This window comes from Escherichia sp. 10290 (assembly GCF_030295155.1).
GTDB classification, from domain to species: domain Bacteria; phylum Pseudomonadota; class Gammaproteobacteria; order Enterobacterales; family Enterobacteriaceae; genus Escherichia; species Escherichia coli_F.
Genome location: NZ_AP025741.1, coordinates 4043618 through 4064728 on the forward strand (window position 1 = coordinate 4043618; position 21111 = coordinate 4064728).

Sequence of the window (21111 nt, forward strand, 5' to 3'; positions counted from 1 at the left end):
CTGAGAAAAAAGGCGACAATCGCCGCCTTTTTAGCCAGCCTTCTACTGTTTTAAACGGCTTTTACTGCATCAGCGATGCGGTGTGCAAATTCAGTCACCTGCGCTTCGTCTTCGCCTTCCACCATCACGCGAATTAATGGCTCGGTGCCGGATTTACGCAACAGCACACGTCCGCGGCTGCCCAGCGCCGCTTCAACTTCTGCGGTCACGGCTTTGACTGATTCATGCTCCAGCGGATCGCCACTACCTGCGGTGTAACGCACGTTAACCAGAATCTGCGGGAACATTTTCATGCCGCTGCAAAGATCGTGCAGGCTCATATGGTTACGCGCCATCGCCGCCAGCACCTGCAAACCAGCAACGATGCCGTCACCGGTTGTGGTTTTATCCAGCAGGATCACATGACCAGAGTTCTCTGCACCGATACGCCAGCCTTTCTCCTGCATTTTTTCCAGTACGTAGCGGTCACCCACTTTCGCGCGCGCAAATGGAATTCCTAACTGTTTCAGCGCCAGTTCCAGCCCCATGTTGCTCATCAATGTACCCACCGCGCCACCACGCAGTTGGCCCTGACGCAGACCTTCGCGCGCGATGATATACATAATCTGGTCGCCATCGACTTTATTGCCTTCATGGTCAACCATAATCACACGGTCGCCGTCACCGTCAAAGGCGATACCAAGATCTGCTTTTTCAGCCAGTACGCGCGCCTGTAACGCACGAACATCAGTTGCCCCCACTTCGGCATTGATGTTTACGCCGTTCGGCTCACAACCGATAGCGATAACGTTCGCCCCCAATTCACGCAGCACGTTCGGCGCGATGTGATAAGTCGCGCCATTTGCGCAATCCACCACAATCTTCAGTTCACTGAGGCTAAGTTCGTTCGGGAACGTGGCTTTGCAAAACTCGATATAGCGACCCGCAGCATCAACGATACGGCTGGCTTTACCCAGTTCTGCCGAATCAACACAGCTGATCTCTTTTTCCATTTCCGCTTCGATGGCTTCTTCAACTGCATCCGGCAGCTTAGTACCGTCAATAGAAAAGAATTTAATGCCGTTATCGTAGAATGGGTTATGCGATGCAGAAATTACAATCCCGGCCTCTGCGCGGAAGGTACGCGTCAGATAAGCCACGGCAGGTGTAGGCATCGGGCCTGTAAAGAGTGCGGAAAGGCCCGCAGCCGCCAGACCCGCTTCCAGTGCTGACTCCAGCATATAGCCAGAAATACGCGTGTCTTTACCAATAATGATCTTACGCGAGCCGTGGCGCGCCAGCACTTTACCGGCGGCCCAACCCAACTTAAGTACAAAATCAGGGGTGATCGGCGCATCCCCTACACGACCACGAATCCCATCGGTACCGAAATATTTACGATTACTCATAGCGTTTGTTTTCCTTTGCAGACAGAGTGGCTTCCACCACCCGCATCGCTTCTACGGTTTCTTTGACGTCATGAACACGAATGATGTGCGCACCTTGCATTGCGGCAATGACCGCACAGGCCAAACTACCGCTCAGGCGCTCGGACGGCCCCACGTTCAGCAATTGCCCAATCATCGATTTTCGTGACATACCCACCAACAGCGGCAGGTTGAAATGGTGAAATTCAGCCAGGCGCGCCAGTAATGAATAGTTATGGGAGAGATTTTTACCGAAACCGAATCCGGGGTCGAGCAACAATTTCTCTTTTGCGATACCCGCCTGCTCGCAACGTGCTATTTGCTCAATAAAGTAGCGATTCACTTCCGCAAAGACATCGTCATACTTCGGGGCTTCCTGCATGGTTTTTGGATTTCCCTGCATATGCATCAGGCAAACTGGCAAACCGGTTTCTGCAGCAGCTTCCAGAGCGCCAGGTTCGGAAAGGGAGCGAATATCGTTAATAATGTGAGCACCAACTTTCGCTGACTCACGGATGACTTCTGGTTTGGAAGTATCTACCGAGATCCAGACTTCGAAGCGTTGAGCAATTGCCTCAACCACAGGAATAACACGTTGCAACTCTTCTTCAACGCTAACTTCCGCCGCCCCTGGGCGCGTGGACTCGCCACCAACGTCAATGATCGTCGCGCCAGCGTTAATCATCAGATTCGCATGTTTCACCGCATCTATCAGCGAGTTATGCGTGCCGCCATCCGAAAAGGAATCAGGCGTAACGTTGAGGATCCCCATTACGTGAGGATGGCTAAGGTCCAGTGAAGTGCCCTGGGCAAAGAGTTTCATGATGTTATCCCTGGTATGAATTGATAAGAAAAAACCCCGGAGCACGCCCCGGGGTTTTCAGTACAAATACAGTCATCTAATGCGGGAACTTACTTGTCGCCTAACTGCTCTGACATGGTGTTACCCGGGTTCGGCGTACGCGGTTCATCAACCGGACGCGGAGCCTTTGGACTACCATTGTCGCCAGAATTGTTAGAAGCGCCTGGTTCTTCCCAGCCCGCTGGCGGACGTACATCGCGACGTGCCATCAGGTCATCAATCTGCGGTGCGTCGATAGTCTCATATTTCATGAGAGCATCTTTCATCGCATGCAGAATATCCATGTTGTCGGTCAGAAGCTGACGCGCACGATTATAGTTACGCTCGATCAGTGCTTTCACTTCCTGGTCGATGATGCGTGCCGTTTCATCGGACATATGTTTCGCTTTCGCTACGCTACGACCGAGGAACACTTCACCTTCTTCTTCCGCATACAGCAGCGGACCGAGTTTCTCAGAGAAGCCCCACTGGGTAACCATGTTACGCGCCAGGTTGGTCGCAACTTTAATATCGTTGGACGCCCCGGTAGAAACATGTTCCGGCCCGTAGATGATCTCTTCAGCCAGACGACCGCCGTACAGCGTAGAAATCTGGCTTTCCAGTTTCTGACGGCTGGCGCTGATTGCGTCGCCCTCAGGCAAGAAGAAGGTCACACCCAGCGCACGACCGCGCGGGATAATCGTTACTTTGTGCACCGGATCGTGTTCCGGCACCAGGCGACCGATAATCGCGTGACCTGCTTCGTGGTAAGCAGTCGATTCTTTTTGCGCTTCCGTCATCACCATGGAGCGACGTTCCGCACCCATCATGATTTTGTCTTTCGCTTTCTCGAACTCAACCATCGACACAACACGTTTGTTGCCACGAGCAGCGAACAGTGCCGCTTCGTTCACCAGGTTCGCCAGGTCAGCACCGGAGAAACCAGGAGTACCACGGGCAATGATTGCCGCGTCGATATCGGGTGCCAATGGTACGCGACGCATGTGAACTTTCAGAATCTGCTCACGGCCGCGAACATCTGGCAAGCCAACCACAACCTGACGGTCGAAACGGCCAGGACGCAGCAGCGCCGGGTCGAGAACGTCCGGACGGTTAGTCGCAGCGATAACGATGATACCTTCGTTACCTTCGAAGCCATCCATCTCAACCAGCATCTGGTTCAGAGTCTGTTCACGTTCATCGTGACCACCGCCCAGACCTGCGCCACGCTGGCGGCCTACGGCGTCGATTTCATCGATAAAGATGATGCACGGAGCCGCTTTCTTCGCCTGTTCGAACATGTCACGAACACGGGATGCACCCACACCGACGAACATTTCTACGAAGTCAGAACCGGAGATAGTAAAGAACGGAACTTTCGCTTCGCCTGCAATCGCTTTCGCCAGCAGCGTTTTACCGGTACCCGGAGGACCGACCATCAGGACGCCTTTCGGGATCTTACCGCCGAGTTTCTGGAAGCGGCTCGGCTCGCGCAGATACTCAACCAGTTCAGCAACTTCTTCTTTTGCTTCGTCGCAGCCCGCAACGTCAGCAAAGGTCGTTTTGATCTGATCTTCCGTCAGCATGCGCGCTTTGCTCTTACCGAACGACATGGCACCTTTGCCACCGCCGCCCTGCATTTGACGCATGAAGAAGATCCAGACACCAATCAGCAACAGCATCGGGAACCAGGAGATGAAGATAGAAGCCAGCAGGCTTGGTTCTTCAGGCGGTTCACCGACAACCTTGACGTTCTTGGTCAACAGGTTATCCAGTAATTTCGGATCCTGAACCGGAATGTAAGTGGTATAACGGTTACTATCTTTCTTGGTAACGTTGATTTCACGTCCGTTGATACGCGCTTCACGAACCTGGTCGTTATTGACCTCTTGTAGGAAGGTAGAGTAATCCACCTTACGGCCATTAGACTCGCTGGGCCCAAAGCTCTGGAATACTGACATCAGCACAACGGCAATGACCAGCCAGAGTATTAGGTTTTTCGCCATGTCACTCAAGGGATTAACCTCTTATTACAACTGTGTTAAAAACAGCGTCAGGATACTCTATATCCAGCATCTTTCAAACTTTCGTCTGAAATCTCCCGGTTAGGGTTTACGCCCGGTCGCTACAATATACACTTCCCGCGAACGTGCACGAGAAGAGTCCGGCTTACGAACTTTGACCTTCGTAAACAGGGAGCGAATTTCCCTTAGATACTCATCGAAACCTTCGCCCTGGAACACCTTCACTACAAAACTGCCACCTGGCGCTAATACATCACGACACATTTCTAACGCCAGTTCCACCAGATACATGGCACGGGGGATATCCACCGCCGGTGTTCCGCTCATGTTTGGTGCCATATCGGACATGACAACCTGGACTTTGCTGTCGCCAACGCGCTCCAGCAGTGCTTTCATCACCAGTTCATCACGAAAATCGCCCTGAAGAAAGTCCACACCAACGATAGGATCCATAGGTAAAAGATCGCAAGCGATGATGCGGCCTTTGCCGCCAATTTGGGTGACCACATATTGTGACCAACCACCCGGAGCAGCACCAAGGTCGACAACCGTCATTCCCGGTTTAAAGAGTTTGTCACTTTGCTGTATTTCATCAAGTTTAAACCAGGCACGGGAACGTAACCCCTTTTTCTGTGCCTGTTGAACATATTTATCGCTAAAGTGTTCCTGAAGCCAGCGGCTGGAGCTGGCAGAACGCTTCTTACCTGTCATTTAACTTTCCCATGGGGATAACTCATCGTAACCAATTGCGTAAATTTTTACGCGCCTATTTGGTGATATATGGGAGATGGCGGTAGAATGACCCGTTTTCAATCCCAACGTAAGCAAAAAATACGATGAATCTGAGTACTAAACAAAAACAGCACCTGAAAGGTCTGGCACATCCGCTCAAGCCAGTTGTTCTGCTTGGCAGTAATGGTTTGACCGAAGGGGTACTGGCCGAGATTGAACAAGCGTTAGAGCACCATGAACTCATCAAGGTGAAAATCGCCACCGAAGATCGCGAAACTAAAACCTTGATCGTGGAAGCTATCGTGCGCGAAACCGGCGCCTGTAATGTACAGGTCATCGGTAAAACGCTGGTGCTTTATCGCCCAACTAAAGAACGTAAAATCTCGCTGCCGCGCTAAGATTATCCTAAAGTTACACACATTTGCTGTGTAAAACGAGGGGTTTTCCGCAGGCAGGAGAGCAAAATGCCACGCTCTGTTCGTTGATAAAAGGCCGCATAGCGGCCTTTTTCCTTTCTTTACAATACATCAACATCTTGAGTATTGGGTAATTCTTACAGGTATTCCACCTTAATTACTTCAAATTCTACTTCGCCGCCCGGCGTTTTGATGACCACAACATCATCTTCTTCTTTGCCGATCAGGCCACGGGCAATAGGCGAGTTTACAGAAATCAGGTTCTGTTTAAAGTCAGCTTCGTCATCGCCAACGATGCGATAAGTCTGCTCTTCGTCAGAATCCAGATTCAACACCGTTACGGTAGCACCAAAAATAACGCGCCCATTGTTAGGCATTTTGGTGACATCAATCACCTGGGCGTTCGACAGTTTGGCTTCAATATCTTTGATACGACCTTCGCAGAAACCCTGCTGTTCACGAGCTGCGTGGTATTCGGCGTTTTCTTTCAGGTCGCCATGCTCGCGCGCTTCCGCGATAGCAGCAATAATTTCAGGACGGCGCACAGATTTCAGAAAATCCAGCTCTTCGCGTAATTTTTCAGCGCCGCGTAAGGTCATCGGAATAGCTTGCATTTGTTATACCTCTTGAATATTCCTGATGGGGCGAGTCTCCACCCACCCCAGCTGTTCGGCCTGCCCGGCATAACTCCTCACCGGGACCAGAAGCAAAAAAATACCGACCCGGGTACAAGTCCCAGGTCAGCTACAATTCACATTTTGATAGTCATTTTACCCTGAAGTTCCCGAAGGGTCATCGTTTACTTTATAGGGCGTTGCGCCGTAGTATGACGGCTCGATTCCAGGTTGTTAGCGCGAGATTATGCGATTTTCCAGATTTATCATCGGATTGACCAGCTGTATAGCGTTCAGTGTTCAGGCCGCAAATGTTGATGAGTACATTACTCAACTTCCCGCTGGTGCCAACCTTGCCCTGATGGTGCAAAAAGTCGGCGCGTCGGCCCCCGCTATTGATTACCACAGCCAGCAGATGGCGTTGCCCGCGAGTACGCAGAAAGTGATTACTGCGCTGGCGGCGTTGATTCAACTCGGCCCCGATTTTCGTTTTACCACTACGCTTGAAACCAAAGGCAATGTGGAAAACGGCGTACTCAAGGGTGACTTAGTGGCGCGATTTGGTGCCGATCCGACGTTAAAACGTCAGGATATTCGCAATATGGTCACGACTTTGAAAAAATCTGGCGTCAACCAAATTGATGGTAATGTGTTGATAGACACCTCCATTTTTGCCAGCCACGATAAAGCCCCCGGCTGGCCGTGGAATGACATGACACAATGCTTTAGCGCTCCGCCTGCCGCCGCCATAGTTGACCGCAACTGTTTCTCCGTCTCGCTCTACAGTGCCCAAAAACCCGGTGATATGGCCTTTATACGCGTGGCATCTTATTACCCTGTTACGATGTTCAGCCAGGTACGCACCCTCCCCCGTGGTTCTGCCGAAGCGCAATATTGCGAGCTGGATGTGGTGCCAGGCGACCTGAACCGCTTTACGCTGACCGGATGCCTGCCACAACGTTCTGAGCCGCTCCCGTTGGCTTTTGCCATACAGGATGGAGCCAGCTATGCCGGTGCAATTCTGAAAGATGAGTTAAAACAGGCAGGTATCACCTGGAGCGGAACACTACTGCGCCAGACTCAGGTTAATGAACCCGGAACGGTAGTTGCCAGTAAACAGTCGGCCCCGTTGCACGATCTGCTTAAGATTATGCTGAAAAAGTCAGACAACATGATTGCCGATACGGTTTTCCGCATGATAGGCCATGCGCGCTTCAATGTGCCCGGAACATGGCGGGCCGGATCGGATGCCGTACGTCAGATCCTGCGTCAGCAAGCTGGTATCGATATTGGTAACACGATTATTGCCGATGGTTCAGGGCTTTCGCGGCATAACCTGATTGCACCTGCCACCATGATGCAGGTGCTGCAATACATTGCCCAACATGACAATGAACTTAACTTTATCTCTATGCTGCCGCTGGCAGGCTATGACGGCTCTTTGCAGTACCGTGCGGGCCTGCATCAGGCTGGCGTGGACGGAAAGGTCTCAGCAAAAACCGGTTCTTTGCAGGGGGTATATAACCTGGCGGGATTCATTACCACAGCGAGCGGGCAACGAATGGCGTTTGTACAATATCTTTCTGGCTATGCGGTAGAACCCGCGGCTCAGCGTAATCGCCGCATTCCGTTAGTGCGTTTTGAAAGCCGTTTGTATAAAGATATTTATCAGAATAATTAGTCTAAAGAGAAACCCCGGCACATGGCCGGGGTTTAGCTGATTAACGCTTGTAAATGAACTCAACGCCTTCTTCGTCGTCTTCGTCCCAGTCGTCATCCCAGTCTTCATCATCCTCTTCAGCAATCTCTTCAAGCTGCTGACGGTGATAATCATCCCACATGAATTCGACTTTCTCTGGCTGTTTCGCTTCTTCGGCCTGCACAACTGGGTTTTCAATGATAAAAGTCATCACATCCCAGCAGAGATCTTTCACGCCCAGTCCGCTCGCCGCAGAGATCAGATAATATTTATCTTCCCAGCCCAGCGCCTCCGCGATCGCTTTGGCTTTCTCTTCAGCTTCTGCCTTATCCAGCAGGTCGATCTTGTTGAAGACTAACCAACGTGGTTTTGCCGCCAAATCCTGGCTGTATTTTTCCAGCTCGCTGATAATAATACGCGCGTTTTCAACCGGATCGGTACCGTCAATCGGATCGATATCGATGAGGTGCAACAAGACGCGGCAACGTTCCAGGTGTTTCAGGAAGCGAATGCCCAGACCTGCGCCTTCCGCAGCGCCTTCAATCAGTCCTGGAATATCGGCAACAACGAAGCTCTTTTCGTTATCCATACGAACCACACCCAGGCTCGGTACCAGAGTGGTAAACGGATAATCCGCCACTTTCGGTTTAGCCGCCGAGACCGCGCGGATAAAGGTCGATTTACCCGCATTCGGCATTCCCAGCATACCGACGTCAGCCAGCAGCATCAGCTCCAGCAGCAGCTCGCGCTTATCGCCCGGCGTACCGTTGGTTTTCTGCCGTGGCGTACGGTTAACGGACGATTTGAAGCGGGTATTGCCCAGACCGTGCCAGCCGCCCTTGGCAACCAGCAGACGCTGACCGTGTTTGGTCATATCGCCCATGGTTTCACCGGTACCCTGATCGATAACACGCGTACCTACCGGCACTTTAATCGTGACGTCTTTACCGCGCTTACCGGTACAATCGCGGCTTGCGCCGTTCTGACCGCGTTCTGCACGGAAAGATTTTTCAAAACGATAATCGATCAGCGTGTTCAGGTTCTCGTCGGCTTCCATCCAGACGTCACCACCATCACCGCCGTCGCCGCCATCCGGGCCGCCTTTCGGAATATACTTTTCGCGGCGGAAGCTCACGCAACCATTACCGCCATCACCTGCAACGACCAGAATCGATGCTTCATCAACAAACTTCATTTTATTCTCCGTAAATCATTCGCCTGCGCGGGGTTGCGATACCACCGTTGTATGCTTACGTAATCCGCCCCAAATACGATGACCAATGGCGGAATACATCGCGCCCGCAACCACGACAAACGCACCGAGATAACCTAAAAGGTTTAACATCGGTCTGGCGAAGAAATCGGGCCAGGCCAGTGATAAAAGATCTGAAAAAAACAGCGTAAACAGTGGGGTGAGCGTGATGATCGCGCTCACCTGCGCTGCCTGCCAGCGAGCCATCGCTTCCGCCAGGGCGCCATATCCTACCAATGTATTCAGTCCGCAAAAAATTAAACATGCGAGCTGCCAGTGGCTAAGCTGCGCTATCACTCCAGGATTTGCCAGAGGGAAGAGCGCAATTGTACATAAAGTGTACAGCAAAAACAGGATCTGCGGTGAGGCCAGCCGACGCAATAAAACCTTCTGCGCTACGCCATAACTCACCCAAACCGTCGCCGCACCGACCCCAAAAATAACTCCCCAGGTGTAATCGGTGAGCTTTGTAAATATCTCAACCAGACTGGTGTTAAAAAACATCACCAGGCCGCTCAGGAGCATCAATGCCCCCACTACCTGGGTGCTGCGCATTTTCTCTTTCAGGATAAATACGCTGGCAACCATCATGCCAACTGGCGAGAGTTGCCCAATCACCTGCGAAGCGGTCGGACTCAGGTATTGCAAGGATGAGCTGAACAGGATGAAGTTCCCAAACAGCCCGGCGGTCGCCACTGCCAACAAAATCAACCAGCGTGGCTTACGAAACACGCGTAATGGCGGCAACCTCTTCTTCACCGCAAGAATGGCACCAAGGCCAATACTCGCCATCAAGAAACGGTAAAACACGATTGTCGGAGGTTCCATCACCTCCAGCACCTGCTTCATTGCGATTGGCAACGCACCCCAGCAAATTGCGGTAGTGAGCGCCAAAAGAATGCCAATGCCTGCCTGCTGCTTCATACCGTATTCCCTACAAAACGCATTTGCGAGTTAACGCCGCACGATGCGAATTTTTACCGGTTATCGAATGTAAAAAGCCCCGCAACGTGTTGCGGGGCTTTCATCCGTTACCGGGACGCGAAAAACTTATTCAGCTTCGATGCTGATAAATTTACGGTTTTTCGGGCCTTTAACTTCGAATTTCACTTTACCGTCTGCTTTAGCAAACAGAGTGTGGTCACGACCGCAACCTACGTTAGCGCCTGCGTGGAATTTGGTACCACGTTGACGAACGATGATGCTACCCGCCAGAACGGATTCGCCACCGAAACGCTTAACGCCCAGGCGTTTAGCTTCTGAATCGCGACCGTTACGTGTGGAGCCGCCAGCCTTTTTATGTGCCATTTGAAATCTCTCCTCAGGTCTTAGGCGCTGATGCCAGTAATTTTCACATCAGTGAACCACTGACGATGGCCCTGCTGCTTACGATAGTGTTTACGACGACGAAACTTAACGATTTTAACTTTCTCGCCACGACCGTGAGCAACAACTTCAGCTTTGATTACGCCGCCATCAACGAAAGGAACGCCGATTTTGACTTCTTCACCGTTTGCGATCATCAGCACTTCAGCGAACTCAACAGTTTCGCCAGTTGCGATGTCCAGCTTTTCCAGGCGAACGGTCTGACCTTCGCTTACTCGGTGTTGTTTACCACCACTTTGGAAAACCGCGTACATATAAAACTCCGCTTCCGCGCACACCTTTTCAATGATTCAGAGTGCGCTATAAATATTCACAATAGGGCGCGAATATTACGCAAAACGCACGCCTTTGACAAGTGCTACAGTCAATACACGAAGAAAAAAAACACAACTTGTACGGTAACGTTTATCTGTGCCATTTTTTCAGTACAATCACCCTATATTCCTAACCATAAACCCTAAGTTGCCTTTGTTCACAGTAAGGTAATCGGGGCGAAAAGCCCGGCTTTTGCGATGAATTTAGAAAAAATCAATGAGTTAACCGCGCAAGATATGGCGGGTGTTAATGCGGCAATTCTCGAGCAGCTTAATTCCGACGTCCAACTGATCAATCAGTTAGGCTATTACATCGTCAGCGGCGGCGGTAAACGTATTCGTCCGATGATTGCTGTACTGGCTGCACGAGCTGTTGGCTATGAGGGAAATGCGCATGTCACCATTGCAGCCCTGATCGAATTTATCCACACGGCGACTCTGCTACACGACGACGTAGTGGATGAATCAGATATGCGCAGGGGTAAAGCTACCGCCAACGCTGCGTTTGGCAATGCTGCCAGTGTGCTGGTAGGCGATTTTATTTATACCCGCGCGTTCCAGATGATGACCAGCCTCGGTTCGCTCAAAGTGCTGGAAGTGATGTCTGAAGCCGTAAACGTCATCGCAGAAGGTGAAGTTCTGCAACTGATGAACGTTAACGACCCGGACATCACCGAAGAAAACTACATGCGCGTTATCTACAGCAAGACCGCGCGTCTGTTTGAGGCTGCCGCGCAGTGTTCCGGGATTCTGGCAGGTTGTTCGCCGGAGGAGGAGAAAGGCCTGCAAGATTATGGGCGTTATCTCGGCACCGCTTTCCAGTTGATCGACGATTTGCTCGATTACAATGCCGATGGCGAACAGTTGGGTAAAAACGTCGGCGACGATCTGAACGAAGGTAAACCAACGCTGCCGCTGCTGCATGCGATGCATCATGGCACACCTGAACAGGCGCAGATGATCCGTACCGCCATCGAACAGGGTAACGGTCGTCATCTTCTGGAACCGGTTTTGGAAGCAATGAACGCTTGTGGCTCTCTTGAATGGACGCGTCAGCGTGCCGAGGAAGAAGCAGACAAAGCCATCGCAGCGTTACAGGTGCTCCCGGACACCCCGTGGCGAGAAGCACTCATCGGCCTCGCGCACATCGCTGTTCAACGCGATCGTTAATCCCCTCCCCCTCATCCCGCGCAGTGCGCGGGATGATTCCAATAAGTTCCATAAAAACACTTATTCAGCGTAATAACGCCTGAAAAACCAGTGTATGTATCTTTATATATTCTGAATATTCACACTCTTTACAGGAACTTTTTAGAGCAATAGGCCATCAGGAGTATAGTGATGCTCGACAGAAGAAGTGTTCTGAATGAAAGCGACTAACTTAAGGAGTGAGGAAAGATGGAAAGTAATTTCATTGACTGGCATCCCGCTGACATCATTGCGGGTTTACGCAAGAAAGGAACGTCAATGGCGGCGGAATCTCGTAGAAATGGTTTGAGTTCCTCAACGCTGGCGAACGCATTATCGCGCCCATGGCCGAAAGGAGAGATGATTATTGCGAAAGCACTGGGAACTGACCCCTGGGTTATCTGGCCATCACGCTACCATGATCCGCAGACCCATGAGTTTATCGACAGAACGCAGTTGATGCGTAGCTACACTAAACCGAAAAAATGAGTGGTCTGGCGGTAGCCCCGCGAACGGGGCTGCCAGCTCTCGGACGATTACTCGCCTTTCACACGCTCAATATTTGCACCTAAAGCGCGCAGTTTGTCTTCAATACGTTCGTAGCCACGATCGATGTGATAAATACGATCAACCACCGTTGTCCCTTCCGCAATACAACCAGCCAGCACCAGGCTTGCTGAAGCACGTAGATCGGTTGCCATAACCTGTGCGCCAGAAAGTTTTTCAACACCGTGACAAATAACGGTATTACTTTCAATTTCGGCATGCGCGCCCATACGACTCAGCTCTGGTACGTGCATAAAGCGGTTTTCAAAGACCGTTTCGGTGATGAATCCGGTGCCTTCTGCCACCAGGTTCAGCAGTGTGAACTGGGCCTGCATATCGGTCGGGAATGCCGGATGCGGCGCGGTACGTACGTTAACAGCTTTCGGCCGTTTGCCATGCATATCCAGGCTAATCCAGTCTTCGCCGACTTCAATGTCCGCTCCAGCGTCACGCAATTTCGCCAGCACGGCGTCAAGAGTATCTGGCTGAGCGTTACGGCAGATAATTTTGCCGCGAGAGATCGCCGCCGCCACAAGGAAAGTACCGGTTTCGATACGATCCGGCAGCACGCGATAGACACCGCCGCCTAAACGTTCCACACCTTCGATGATGATACGATCGGTGCCCTGACCGCTAATTTTCGCACCCAGCGTAATCAGGAAGTTCGCGGTATCGACGATTTCCGGTTCACGCGCTGCGTTTTCAATAATCGTGGTGCCTTCCGCCAGGGTTGCAGCACACATGATGGTCACCGTTGCGCCAACGCTGACTTTATCCATCACGATATGTGCGCCTTTCAGACGACCGTCGACGGAAGCTTTAACGTAACCTTCTTCCAGTTTGATGGTCGCGCCTAATTGTTCGAGGCCAGAAATGTGTAGATCAACCGGACGCGCACCGATCGTACAACCGCCAGGCAGTGAAACTTGCCCCTGCCCAAAGCGCGCTACCAGCGGCCCCAGTGCCCAGATAGAGGCACGCATGGTTTTAACCAGATCGTAAGGTGCGCAGAATACATTAACCTCGCGGGCATCAATATGCACAGAACCATTACGCTCTACTTTCGCACCCAGCTGGCTTAGCAGCTTCATTGATGTATCAACGTCTTTCAGTTTCGGGACGTTCTGGATCTCTACCGGTTCTTCCGCCAGTAGTGCGGCAAAAAGAATAGGCAGAGCAGCATTTTTAGCGCCGGAAATTGTGACTTCGCCCTGGAGCTTCGTTGGCCCCTGAACACGAAATTTATCCATTTAGTTTGTTCTCAGTTAACAATTCATATCCGCTACCGGCGAATCGCCCATAGCTCAAAAGCCGTTCAGTTTGCGATCGCGCGCCCACTCCGCAGGGGTATACGCTTTGATCGACACAGCATGAATGCGGTTATCCGCAATATATTCCATCAGCGGGCCATAGACCGTCTGCTGTTTTTTAACCCGACTCATGCCGTCAAACAACTCACCCACGGCAATAACCTGAAAGTGGCTGCCATCGCCGGAAACGTGGACTTCCTGGAGGGAGAGAGCGTTCATCAACACGCTCTGAATTTCATTATTTTCCATGGGATCTTCAATCATCAGTTAATAAACCAGCGAAACATCTTAGAGCAAAGTTGCGCTGGCATAAATAAGCAAAAAGCCTCGCTGATAAATCAGACAAGGCTCAACTTGCAGGCAGGTTTGCCGGACAGGCGGTTAACGCCTTATCCGGCCTGAAAAAATTTAACGAGGCAGAACATCAGCAGGCAAATTATACAATTTCGCCAGGGTATACACTTTGTCGTTTACCCCCTGAAGCGTCACATTGTTGCCCTGCTTTTTCGCCAGATCGATAAGATGGAGCAGCAGCGCCAGTCCACCTGTATCAACGCGGGATACACGGCTAAGATCGATGCAGGTAATCCCCTTCACCGCCTCCTCACGCATTTCCCAAAGCGGTAGCAGAACGTCCTGATCCAGCTCTCCGGATAACGCCAGCGTGTCACCCGTCTGCATCCAGCTCAGTGACTCGCTCATTACTTTTTCTCTTCCAGAGTGATTTTCTGTTGAGAAATCGATTTCAGTTGCGCAGTCAGGCCGTCGATACCTTTGGTACGCAGCAGCGTCCCCCACTCATTTTGTTTGGTGGTGATCATGCTGACACCCTCTGCAATCATGTCGTAAGCCTGCCAGTTGCCCGTCTGGGAGTTTTTACGCCATTGGAAGTCCAGACGCACCGGCGGGCGGCCATTCGGGTCAATAATGGTCACGCGAATAGGCACAATGGTTTTATCACCCAGAGGCTGTTCTGGCGCGATCTGATAAGTCTGACCATGATACATCGCCAATGCCTGACCGTAAGCCTGCTTCAGATACTCACGGAAAGCGGCAAAGTAAGCATCACGCTGGGCGGGAGTCGCACTCTTGTAATACTGGCCCAGAACCAGAGCCCCGGCGTATTTCACCTGAACGTATGGCAGCAGTTCCTGATCAACAATGGTACGCAGATAATCCGGGTTGGCCCGAATTTGCGGTTGCTCATTCTTCAGGCGATCGAACGTTTTCTGCGCCGCCTCGTCCATCAGCTTATACGGATTGGTCTGGTCTGCCGCGGTTGCCGCACTCAGCGGTGCAATCACCAGCAAAGCGACCATCATTAAACGTTTAAACATGCGTCGGTTCTCCTGAAATTATTTCGTTGTACCCACAGGTTCAGTGGTTTCATTATTACCTGGCGCAGCAGCTGGCGCATCGCCACTATTCTTATTGTCATCGCCTTTACTACCGTAAAGGAACTGACCAATGAGATCTTCCAGCACCATCGCAGACTTAGTGTCCTGGATTGTATCGCCATCCTTCAGGATAGCAGTCCCCAGTTCCGGGTCTTCAAAACCGACGTTTAATGCCAGATATTGTTCCCCCAGCAGGCCGGAAGTACGGATGCTCAGCGAACTGGTATCAGGAATGTGGTTATAACGTTGTTCAATTTCCAGCGTTACGCGTGGCAGATAGGTTTTCGGGTCCAGCGTAATATCCGCCACCCGGCCCACAACAACGCCACCAATGCTGACCGGAGAGCGCGCTTTCAGGCCGCCAATGTTATCGAACGTCGCATAAAGCGTATAGGTCGGTTCAGTACGTATGGACGTCACGTTCGCCGCCTTCAGGCAAACAAACAGCGCCGCCAGCAGTGCTGCTAATAAAAAGATACCCACCCAAATTTCATTTTTTTTCGTTTGCATGAACTCAATTCCCAAACATCAATGCGGTCAGCACAAAATCCAGCCCCAGAACAGCCAGAGACGAGTGGACAACGGTGCGAGTGGTTGCCCGGCTAATCCCGGCAGACGTCGGGATGGCGTCGTAGCCGTTAAACAACGAAATCCACGTCACCGTGATGGCGAACACCACGCTCTTAATCAGACAATTGACCAGATCCATACGCCAGTCGACGGCATTTTGCATTGCCGACCAGAAGAACCCGCTATCAATGCCTTTCCAACTGACGCCGACCAGAGATCCGCCCCAGATCCCCACGGCGACGAAGATAACCGTCAACAGTGGTAATGAAATAACCCCAGCCCAGAAACGGGGAGAAATAACCCGACGCAACGGATCCACCGCCATCATCTCCATACTGGAGAGTTGCTCTGTAGCGCGCATCAGGCCGATTTCTGCGGTTAGCGCCGAACCAGCACGCCCGGCAAACAACAACGCGGCAACCACCGGCCCCAGTTCACGCAGTAGCGATAACGCCACCAGCATACCCAGACTGGTTTCCGCACTATAAGTGGTCAGAACCAGATAACCTTGCAGCCCCAACACCATTCCGATGAACACGCCAGAAACCACAATAATCAGCATCGACAGGACGCCGACATTATAGAGCTGGCGCACCAGCAGCGGCGCATGTTTGCGAAATTCCGGTTTGCCGACCAGCGCATTGAATAACATTAACCCGGCCCGCCCGAACGTTCTCAGGGTTTTAATCCCTTTATGTCCGAGCGACGCCAGCGCATTTAACAGCATGAGTGGCTTAACTCCCTGGTAAAAGATCAGCGTGATAATCGCCGGCAGGATAGCGGAACGGAACAGGCCCGTCAGCTATCCCGTCCAGAAACTGACGTACGCGCGGATCAGGATTCGCCTGCAACGCCTGGGCGCTGCCATGAGCGACAATTTTTTTGTCCGCCAGGATCCAGGCGTGATCCGCAATACTTAACACTTCCGGCACATCGTGAGAAACCACCACGCAGGTCACGCCCAGCGCGCTGTTCAGCTCAGAAATCAGCTTCACCAGTACGCCCATGGTGATAGGATCTTGCCCAACAAAGGGTTCATCAAACATGATGAGATCCGGCTCCAGCGCAATTGCTCGCGCCAGCGCTGCACGCCGCGCCATCCCTCCGGAAAGTTCAGAAGGCATCAGTTTAGCCGCTCCGCGCAGCCCCACGGCCTCCAGCTTCATCATCACTGTGCTATGCAACAAAGGTGCGGGAAGTTGGGTATGTTCGCGTAGTGGATAGGCAACGTTGTCAAATACGTTCATATCTGTGAACAACGCCCCGGACTGAAACAACATGCTCATCCGTTTGCGCACTGTATACAGGCGCGAACGAGACATCGCCGGAATATTCTCACCATCGAAAAGGATCTCACCATGATCTGGTGCGATTTGCCCGCCAATCAGACGGAGTAGCGTCGTTTTACCGATGCCCGATGGTCCCATGATCGCCGTGATCTTCCCTCGCGGCACGGTCAGGGAAATATTATCGAAGATGCAGCGATTGCCACGCGTAAAACTGACATCGCGCATATCGACTAAATTCGCCACAGACTGCTCCATAATTCACCCTTCGTCTTGCGTTGATTTTCTAAGCATGGCGCTCAATTTAACCTTGAACCCAACATATTTACAGAATATTACCCGCCGTGGTTAGCGAAAGCTGGCATTTGTTTTACTTTTTAGCCGCATAAAGTCAAAATTAAGAATCCGTTACGGCTTTCTGAAAATCTTCAGCGGACCGGCGAGTATACCTGAAGAAAGGACGTTAGATGCTTTTAGCTACGGCACTGTTAATTGTTGGTTTACTTTTGGTCGTTTACAGTGCCGACCGCCTGGTATTTGCCGCGTCCATTCTTTGCCGATCCTTTGGCATACCGCCACTGATCATCGGCATGACGGTGGTCAGTATTGGCACATCGTTACCAGAAATCATCGTTTCGCTTGCCGCATCACTGCACGAACAACGCGATTTAGCCGTTGGTGTAGCCCTCGGATCAAACATTATCAATATTTTGCTGATCCTCGGTCTGGCTGCGCTGGTACGTCCTTTTACCGTCCATTCCGATGTTCTGCGCCGCGAATTACCCTTAATGTTGTTGGTCAGTGTGGTGGCCGGTTCCGTACTCTATGACGGACAACTTAGTCGCAGCGATGGTATCTTTCTCCTCTTTCTGGCTGTGCTATGGCTGCTGTTCATTGTTAAACTTGCACGTCTGGCTGAACGTCAGGGGACTGACAGCCTGACCAGAGAGCAGCTTGCAGAGCTGCCGCGTGAAGGCGGATTGCCCGTCGCGTTTTTATGGCTCGGCATTGCGCTGATCATCATGCCAGTGGCCACGCGGATGGTGGTTGATAACGCCACGGTGCTGGCGAATTACTTTGCCATCAGCGAGTTGACGATGGGTCTGACGGCAATCGCTATCGGAACCAGTCTGCCAGAACTGGCAACCGCAATCGCGGGGGTTCGCAAAGGTGAAAACGACATTGCTGTCGGGAATATCATTGGCGCAAACATTTTTAATATTGTCATCGTGTTGGGTTTACCCGCGCTGATAACGCCTGGAGAGATTGATCCACTGGCGTACAGTCGTGACTACAGCGTGATGTTGCTGGTGAGCATTATTTTTGCGTTGCTGTGCTGGCGGCGCTCCCAGCAACCGGGCCGTGGTGTAGGGGTATTATTAACTGGCGGATTTATCGTATGGCTGGCGATGTTGTACTGGTTATCGCCAATACTCGTTGAATAACTGGAAACGTATTATGTCGCACGTAGAGTTACAACCGGGTTTTGACTTTCAGCAAGCAGGTAAAGAAGTCCTGGCGATTGAACGTGAATGCCTGGCGGAGCTTGATCAATACATCAATCAGAATTTCACGCTTGCCTGTGAAAAGATGTTCTGGTGTAAAGGGAAAGTTGTCGTCATGGGGATGGGGAAATCGGGGCATATTGGGCGCAAAATGGCGGCAACGTTTGCCAGCACTGGTACACCTTCATTTTTCGTCCATCCAGGTGAAGCTGCTCATGGTGATTTGGGTATGGTCACCCCGCAGGACGTGGTGATTGCTATCTCTAACTCCGGTGAATCCAGCGAAATCACGGCCTTAATTCCAGTGCTTAAGCGTCTTCACGTGCCGTTAATCTGCATCACCGGTCGCCCGGAGAGCAGCATGGCGCGCGCCGCAGATGTGCATCTGTGTGTTAAAGTAGCGAAAGAAGCCTGTCCGTTAGGGCTGGCACCGACCAGCAGCACGACCGCCACGCTGGTTATGGGCGATGCGCTCGCTGTCGCGCTGTTAAAAGCACGCGGCTTTACTGCTGAAGATTTTGCGCTCTCACACCCCGGCGGCGCACTGGGTCGTAAACTTCTGCTGCGCGTAAACGATATTATGCATACGGGCGATGAGATCCCGCATGTTAAGAAAACGGCCAGCCTGCGCGACGCGTTGCTGGAAGTTACCCGCAAAAATCTTGGTATGACGGTCATTTGCGATGACAATATGATGATTGAAGGCATCTTTACCGACGGTGATTTACGCCGTGTCTTCGATATGGGTGTGGATGTTCGTCAGTTAAGTATTGCCGATGTGATGACGCCGGGGGGAATACGTGTACGCCCTGGCATTCTGGCCGTTGAGGCACTGAACTTAATGCAGTCCCGCCATATCACCTCCGTGATGGTTGCCGATGGCGACCATTTACTCGGTGTGTTACATATGCATGATTTACTGCGTGCAGGCGTAGTGTAAAGATTCAAGGATAAACAACAATGAGCAAAGCAGGTGCGTCGCTTGCGACCTGTTACGGCCCTGTCAGCGCCGACGTTATGGCAAAAGCAGAGAACATTCGTCTGCTGATCCTCGATGTCGATGGCGTACTGTCAGATGGCCTGATTTATATGGGCAATAATGGCGAAGAGCTGAAAGCGTTCAACGTTCGTGACGGTTATGGCATTCGTTGTGCGCTCACCTCTGATATTGAAGTCGCTATCATTACCGGGCGAAAGGCTAAACTGGTAGAAGATCGTTGTGCCACATTGGGGATCACTCACTTGTATCAGGGGCAGTCAAACAAACTGATCGCCTTTAGCGATCTGCTGGAAAAACTGGCAATTGCCCCGGAAAATGTGGCTTATGTCGGCGATGATCTCATTGACTGGCCGGTAATGGAAAAAGTGGGTTTAAGCATCGCCGTGGCCGATGCGCATCCACTGTTGCTCCCGCGCGCCGATTACGTAACGCGCATTGCTGGCGGTCGTGGCGCAGTGCGAGAAGTTTGCGACTTATTACTCCTGGCGCAGGGCAAACTGGATGAAGCCAAAGGGCAATCGATATGAGTAAAGCCAGACGTTGGGTTATCATTGTGCTATCACTGGCGGTTCTGGTGATGATCGGCATTAATATGGCCGAAAAAGACGATACCGCCCAGGTGGTCGTCAACAACAATGATCCCACCTATAAAAGCGAGCATACGGACACGCTCGTCTATAACCCAGAAGGGGCACTAAGCTATCGATTGATTGCTCAACACGTTGAATATTATTCCGATCAGGCCGTTTCGTGGTTTACGCAGCCGGTACTTACCACGTTTGATAAGGATAAAATCCCGACATGGTCCGTAAAAGCAGATAAAGCCAAGCTGACCAATGACCGGATGCTCTATTTATATGGACACGTTGAAGTCAACGCACTCGTGCCGGACTCTCAACTTCGCAGAATCACGACGGATAACGCGCAGATCAATCTGGTGACGCAGGATGTTACCTCTGAAGACCTTGTCACGTTATACGGAACAACATTTAACTCCAGCGGTCTGAAAATGCGCGGCAACTTACGCAGCAAGAACGCCGAGCTGATTGAAAAGGTTAGAACATCCTATGAAATTCAAAACAAACAAACTCAGCCTTAATCTTGTGCTTGCCAGCTCACTTCTGGCCGCCAGCATTCCGGCATTTGCCGTAACCGGAGACACTGATCAGCCGATCCACATTGAATCGGACCAGCAATCTCTTGATATGCAAGGCAACGTGGTTACCTTTACCGGTAATGTCATCGTCACCCAGGGCACCATCAAAATTAATGCCGACAAAGTGGTCGTTACCCGTCCGGGCGGCGAACAAGGTAAAGAAGTGATTGACGGCTACGGTAAACCGGCAACGTTCTACCAGATGCAGGACAACGGTAAACCCGTTGAAGGTCACGCTTCCCAGATGCACTACGAACTGGCAAAAGATTTTGTCGTTCTGACGGGTAATGCTTATCTGCAGCAGGTCGATAGCAACATTAAGGGTGATAAGATCACTTACCTGGTGAAAGAGCAGAAAATGCAGGCGTTCAGCGACAAAGGCAAGCGCGTAACCACCGTTCTGGTGCCGTCGCAGCTGCAGGACAAAAACAACAAAGGCCAGACCCCGGCACAGAAGAAGGGTAATTAA

Annotated in this window: 25 protein-coding genes; 9 read left to right on the forward strand and 16 right to left on the reverse strand. The window is 51.5% G+C overall.

All coding sequences use genetic code 11. The features are described 5' to 3' along the window. Positions 1 to 50 precede the first annotated feature (50 nt). The 4 genes from glmM to rlmE all read right to left on the reverse strand — a co-directional run bounded on the left by glmM (position 51) and on the right by rlmE (position 4982). The gene (gene glmM / locus QUE74_RS20450) at positions 51 to 1388 is read right to left on the reverse strand and encodes a phosphoglucosamine mutase (protein WP_000071137.1); all 1338 of its coding nucleotides are present in this window, start codon (positions 1386 to 1388) and stop codon (positions 51 to 53) included. Then, positions 1381 to 2229 carry a dihydropteroate synthase gene (gene folP, locus QUE74_RS20455; protein WP_000764731.1) on the reverse strand — a complete coding sequence of 283 codons (849 nt, stop codon included), beginning with the start codon at positions 2227 to 2229 and terminating at the stop codon, positions 1381 to 1383. Before folP ends, glmM begins: the two co-directional genes overlap by 8 nt. Positions 2230 to 2318: 89 nt before the next feature. Next, positions 2319 to 4253 (reverse strand): ATP-dependent zinc metalloprotease FtsH, encoded by a 1935-nt coding sequence (gene ftsH / locus QUE74_RS20460; RefSeq protein WP_001107467.1) that lies wholly within the window; start codon positions 4251 to 4253, stop codon positions 2319 to 2321. A gap of 99 nt (positions 4254 to 4352) precedes the next feature. After that, a complete protein-coding gene (rlmE, locus tag QUE74_RS20465; protein ID WP_000145975.1) occupies positions 4353 to 4982 on the reverse strand; it encodes a 23S rRNA (uridine(2552)-2'-O)-methyltransferase RlmE in 630 nt (209 codons plus the stop codon). Between the two features lie 125 nt (positions 4983 to 5107). Here rlmE and yhbY point away from each other — a divergent pair, with 125 nt between their 5' ends. Further along, on the forward strand, positions 5108 to 5401 hold the full coding sequence (gene yhbY, locus QUE74_RS20470) for a ribosome assembly RNA-binding protein YhbY (protein WP_001054420.1): 294 nt from the start codon (positions 5108 to 5110) through the stop codon (positions 5399 to 5401). 155 nt (positions 5402 to 5556) lie between these two features. Here yhbY and greA read toward each other — a convergent pair whose 3' ends face one another. Continuing rightward, a complete protein-coding gene (gene greA, locus QUE74_RS20475) occupies positions 5557 to 6033 on the reverse strand; it encodes a transcription elongation factor GreA (RefSeq protein WP_001148001.1) in 477 nt (158 codons plus the stop codon). Positions 6034 to 6280: 247 nt separating this feature from the next. Here greA and dacB point away from each other — a divergent pair, with 247 nt between their 5' ends. Next, positions 6281 to 7714 (forward strand): serine-type D-Ala-D-Ala carboxypeptidase, encoded by a 1434-nt coding sequence (dacB, locus tag QUE74_RS20480; protein ID WP_001212631.1) that lies wholly within the window; start codon positions 6281 to 6283, stop codon positions 7712 to 7714. A gap of 40 nt (positions 7715 to 7754) precedes the next feature. Here dacB and cgtA read toward each other — a convergent pair whose 3' ends face one another. The 4 genes from cgtA to rplU form a co-directional block, all read right to left on the reverse strand. Beyond that, positions 7755 to 8927 carry an Obg family GTPase CgtA gene (gene cgtA, locus QUE74_RS20485; protein ID WP_000673561.1) on the reverse strand — a complete coding sequence of 391 codons (1173 nt, stop codon included), beginning with the start codon at positions 8925 to 8927 and terminating at the stop codon, positions 7755 to 7757. Positions 8928 to 8942: 15 nt separating this feature from the next. Then, on the reverse strand, positions 8943 to 9908 hold the full coding sequence (locus QUE74_RS20490) for a DMT family transporter (protein WP_000813040.1): 966 nt from the start codon (positions 9906 to 9908) through the stop codon (positions 8943 to 8945). Positions 9909 to 10034: 126 nt separating this feature from the next. Then, complete coding sequence (rpmA, locus tag QUE74_RS20495; RefSeq protein WP_000940595.1) at positions 10035 to 10292, reverse strand: 50S ribosomal protein L27; 258 nt, start codon at positions 10290 to 10292, stop codon at positions 10035 to 10037. Between the two features lie 20 nt (positions 10293 to 10312). After that, the gene (rplU, locus tag QUE74_RS20500) at positions 10313 to 10624 is read right to left on the reverse strand and encodes a 50S ribosomal protein L21 (protein WP_000271401.1); all 312 of its coding nucleotides are present in this window, start codon (positions 10622 to 10624) and stop codon (positions 10313 to 10315) included. 258 nt (positions 10625 to 10882) lie between these two features. On the opposite strand from rplU, the gene ispB reads away from it, so the two are divergent. Both ispB and sfsB read left to right on the forward strand, forming a co-directional pair. Further along, positions 10883 to 11854, forward strand: coding sequence for an octaprenyl diphosphate synthase (ispB, locus tag QUE74_RS20505; protein ID WP_001047331.1), 972 nt, complete (start codon positions 10883 to 10885; stop codon positions 11852 to 11854). Between the two features lie 228 nt (positions 11855 to 12082). Beyond that, positions 12083 to 12361, forward strand: a complete 279-nt coding sequence (gene sfsB / locus QUE74_RS20510) for a DNA-binding transcriptional regulator SfsB (protein WP_000445413.1) — start codon at positions 12083 to 12085, stop codon at positions 12359 to 12361. Positions 12362 to 12408: 47 nt separating this feature from the next. Here the strand turns inward: sfsB and murA are convergent, their stop codons facing one another. The 7 genes from murA to mlaF form a co-directional block, all read right to left on the reverse strand. Next, entirely contained in the window at positions 12409 to 13668 is a 1260-nt protein-coding gene (murA, locus tag QUE74_RS20515) for a UDP-N-acetylglucosamine 1-carboxyvinyltransferase (RefSeq protein WP_000357278.1), read from the reverse strand. Between the two features lie 54 nt (positions 13669 to 13722). Next, complete coding sequence (gene ibaG / locus QUE74_RS20520; RefSeq protein ID WP_000429656.1) at positions 13723 to 13977, reverse strand: BolA family iron metabolism protein IbaG; 255 nt, start codon at positions 13975 to 13977, stop codon at positions 13723 to 13725. A 159-nt stretch (positions 13978 to 14136) separates the two neighbouring features. Next, entirely contained in the window at positions 14137 to 14430 is a 294-nt protein-coding gene (mlaB, locus tag QUE74_RS20525; RefSeq protein ID WP_000004488.1) for a lipid asymmetry maintenance protein MlaB, read from the reverse strand. Further along, a complete protein-coding gene (gene mlaC, locus QUE74_RS20530; RefSeq protein ID WP_000476484.1) occupies positions 14430 to 15065 on the reverse strand; it encodes a phospholipid-binding protein MlaC in 636 nt (211 codons plus the stop codon). The genes mlaB and mlaC overlap by 1 nt, the downstream gene beginning before the upstream one ends. An 18-nt stretch (positions 15066 to 15083) precedes the next feature. Continuing rightward, a complete protein-coding gene (mlaD, locus tag QUE74_RS20535) occupies positions 15084 to 15635 on the reverse strand; it encodes an outer membrane lipid asymmetry maintenance protein MlaD (RefSeq protein WP_001296448.1) in 552 nt (183 codons plus the stop codon). 4 nt (positions 15636 to 15639) lie between these two features. After that, positions 15640 to 16422: a lipid asymmetry maintenance ABC transporter permease subunit MlaE gene (gene mlaE / locus QUE74_RS20540; RefSeq protein WP_000925795.1), complete on the reverse strand. Its 783-nt coding sequence runs from the start codon at positions 16420 to 16422 to the stop codon at positions 15640 to 15642. Between the two features lie 7 nt (positions 16423 to 16429). Continuing rightward, the gene (gene mlaF, locus QUE74_RS20545) at positions 16430 to 17239 is read right to left on the reverse strand and encodes a phospholipid ABC transporter ATP-binding protein MlaF (protein ID WP_000438245.1); all 810 of its coding nucleotides are present in this window, start codon (positions 17237 to 17239) and stop codon (positions 16430 to 16432) included. 209 nt (positions 17240 to 17448) lie between these two features. Here mlaF and QUE74_RS20550 point away from each other — a divergent pair, with 209 nt between their 5' ends. From QUE74_RS20550 to lptA, 5 genes are read left to right on the forward strand one after another with little or no spacing between them, the layout of a single operon-like run. Continuing rightward, positions 17449 to 18426 carry a calcium/sodium antiporter gene (locus QUE74_RS20550; protein ID WP_000922855.1) on the forward strand — a complete coding sequence of 326 codons (978 nt, stop codon included), beginning with the start codon at positions 17449 to 17451 and terminating at the stop codon, positions 18424 to 18426. Between the two features lie 13 nt (positions 18427 to 18439). Further along, positions 18440 to 19426, forward strand: a complete 987-nt coding sequence (gene kdsD, locus QUE74_RS20555; RefSeq protein ID WP_001295557.1) for an arabinose-5-phosphate isomerase KdsD — start codon at positions 18440 to 18442, stop codon at positions 19424 to 19426. A gap of 20 nt (positions 19427 to 19446) precedes the next feature. Then, positions 19447 to 20013, forward strand: coding sequence for a 3-deoxy-manno-octulosonate-8-phosphatase KdsC (gene kdsC / locus QUE74_RS20560; RefSeq protein ID WP_000030014.1), 567 nt, complete (start codon positions 19447 to 19449; stop codon positions 20011 to 20013). Continuing rightward, positions 20010 to 20585, forward strand: coding sequence for an LPS export ABC transporter periplasmic protein LptC (lptC, locus tag QUE74_RS20565; protein WP_000030537.1), 576 nt, complete (start codon positions 20010 to 20012; stop codon positions 20583 to 20585). The genes kdsC and lptC overlap by 4 nt, the downstream gene beginning before the upstream one ends. Next, entirely contained in the window at positions 20554 to 21111 is a 558-nt protein-coding gene (gene lptA / locus QUE74_RS20570) for a lipopolysaccharide ABC transporter substrate-binding protein LptA (protein ID WP_000669785.1), read from the forward strand. Before lptC ends, lptA begins: the two co-directional genes overlap by 32 nt.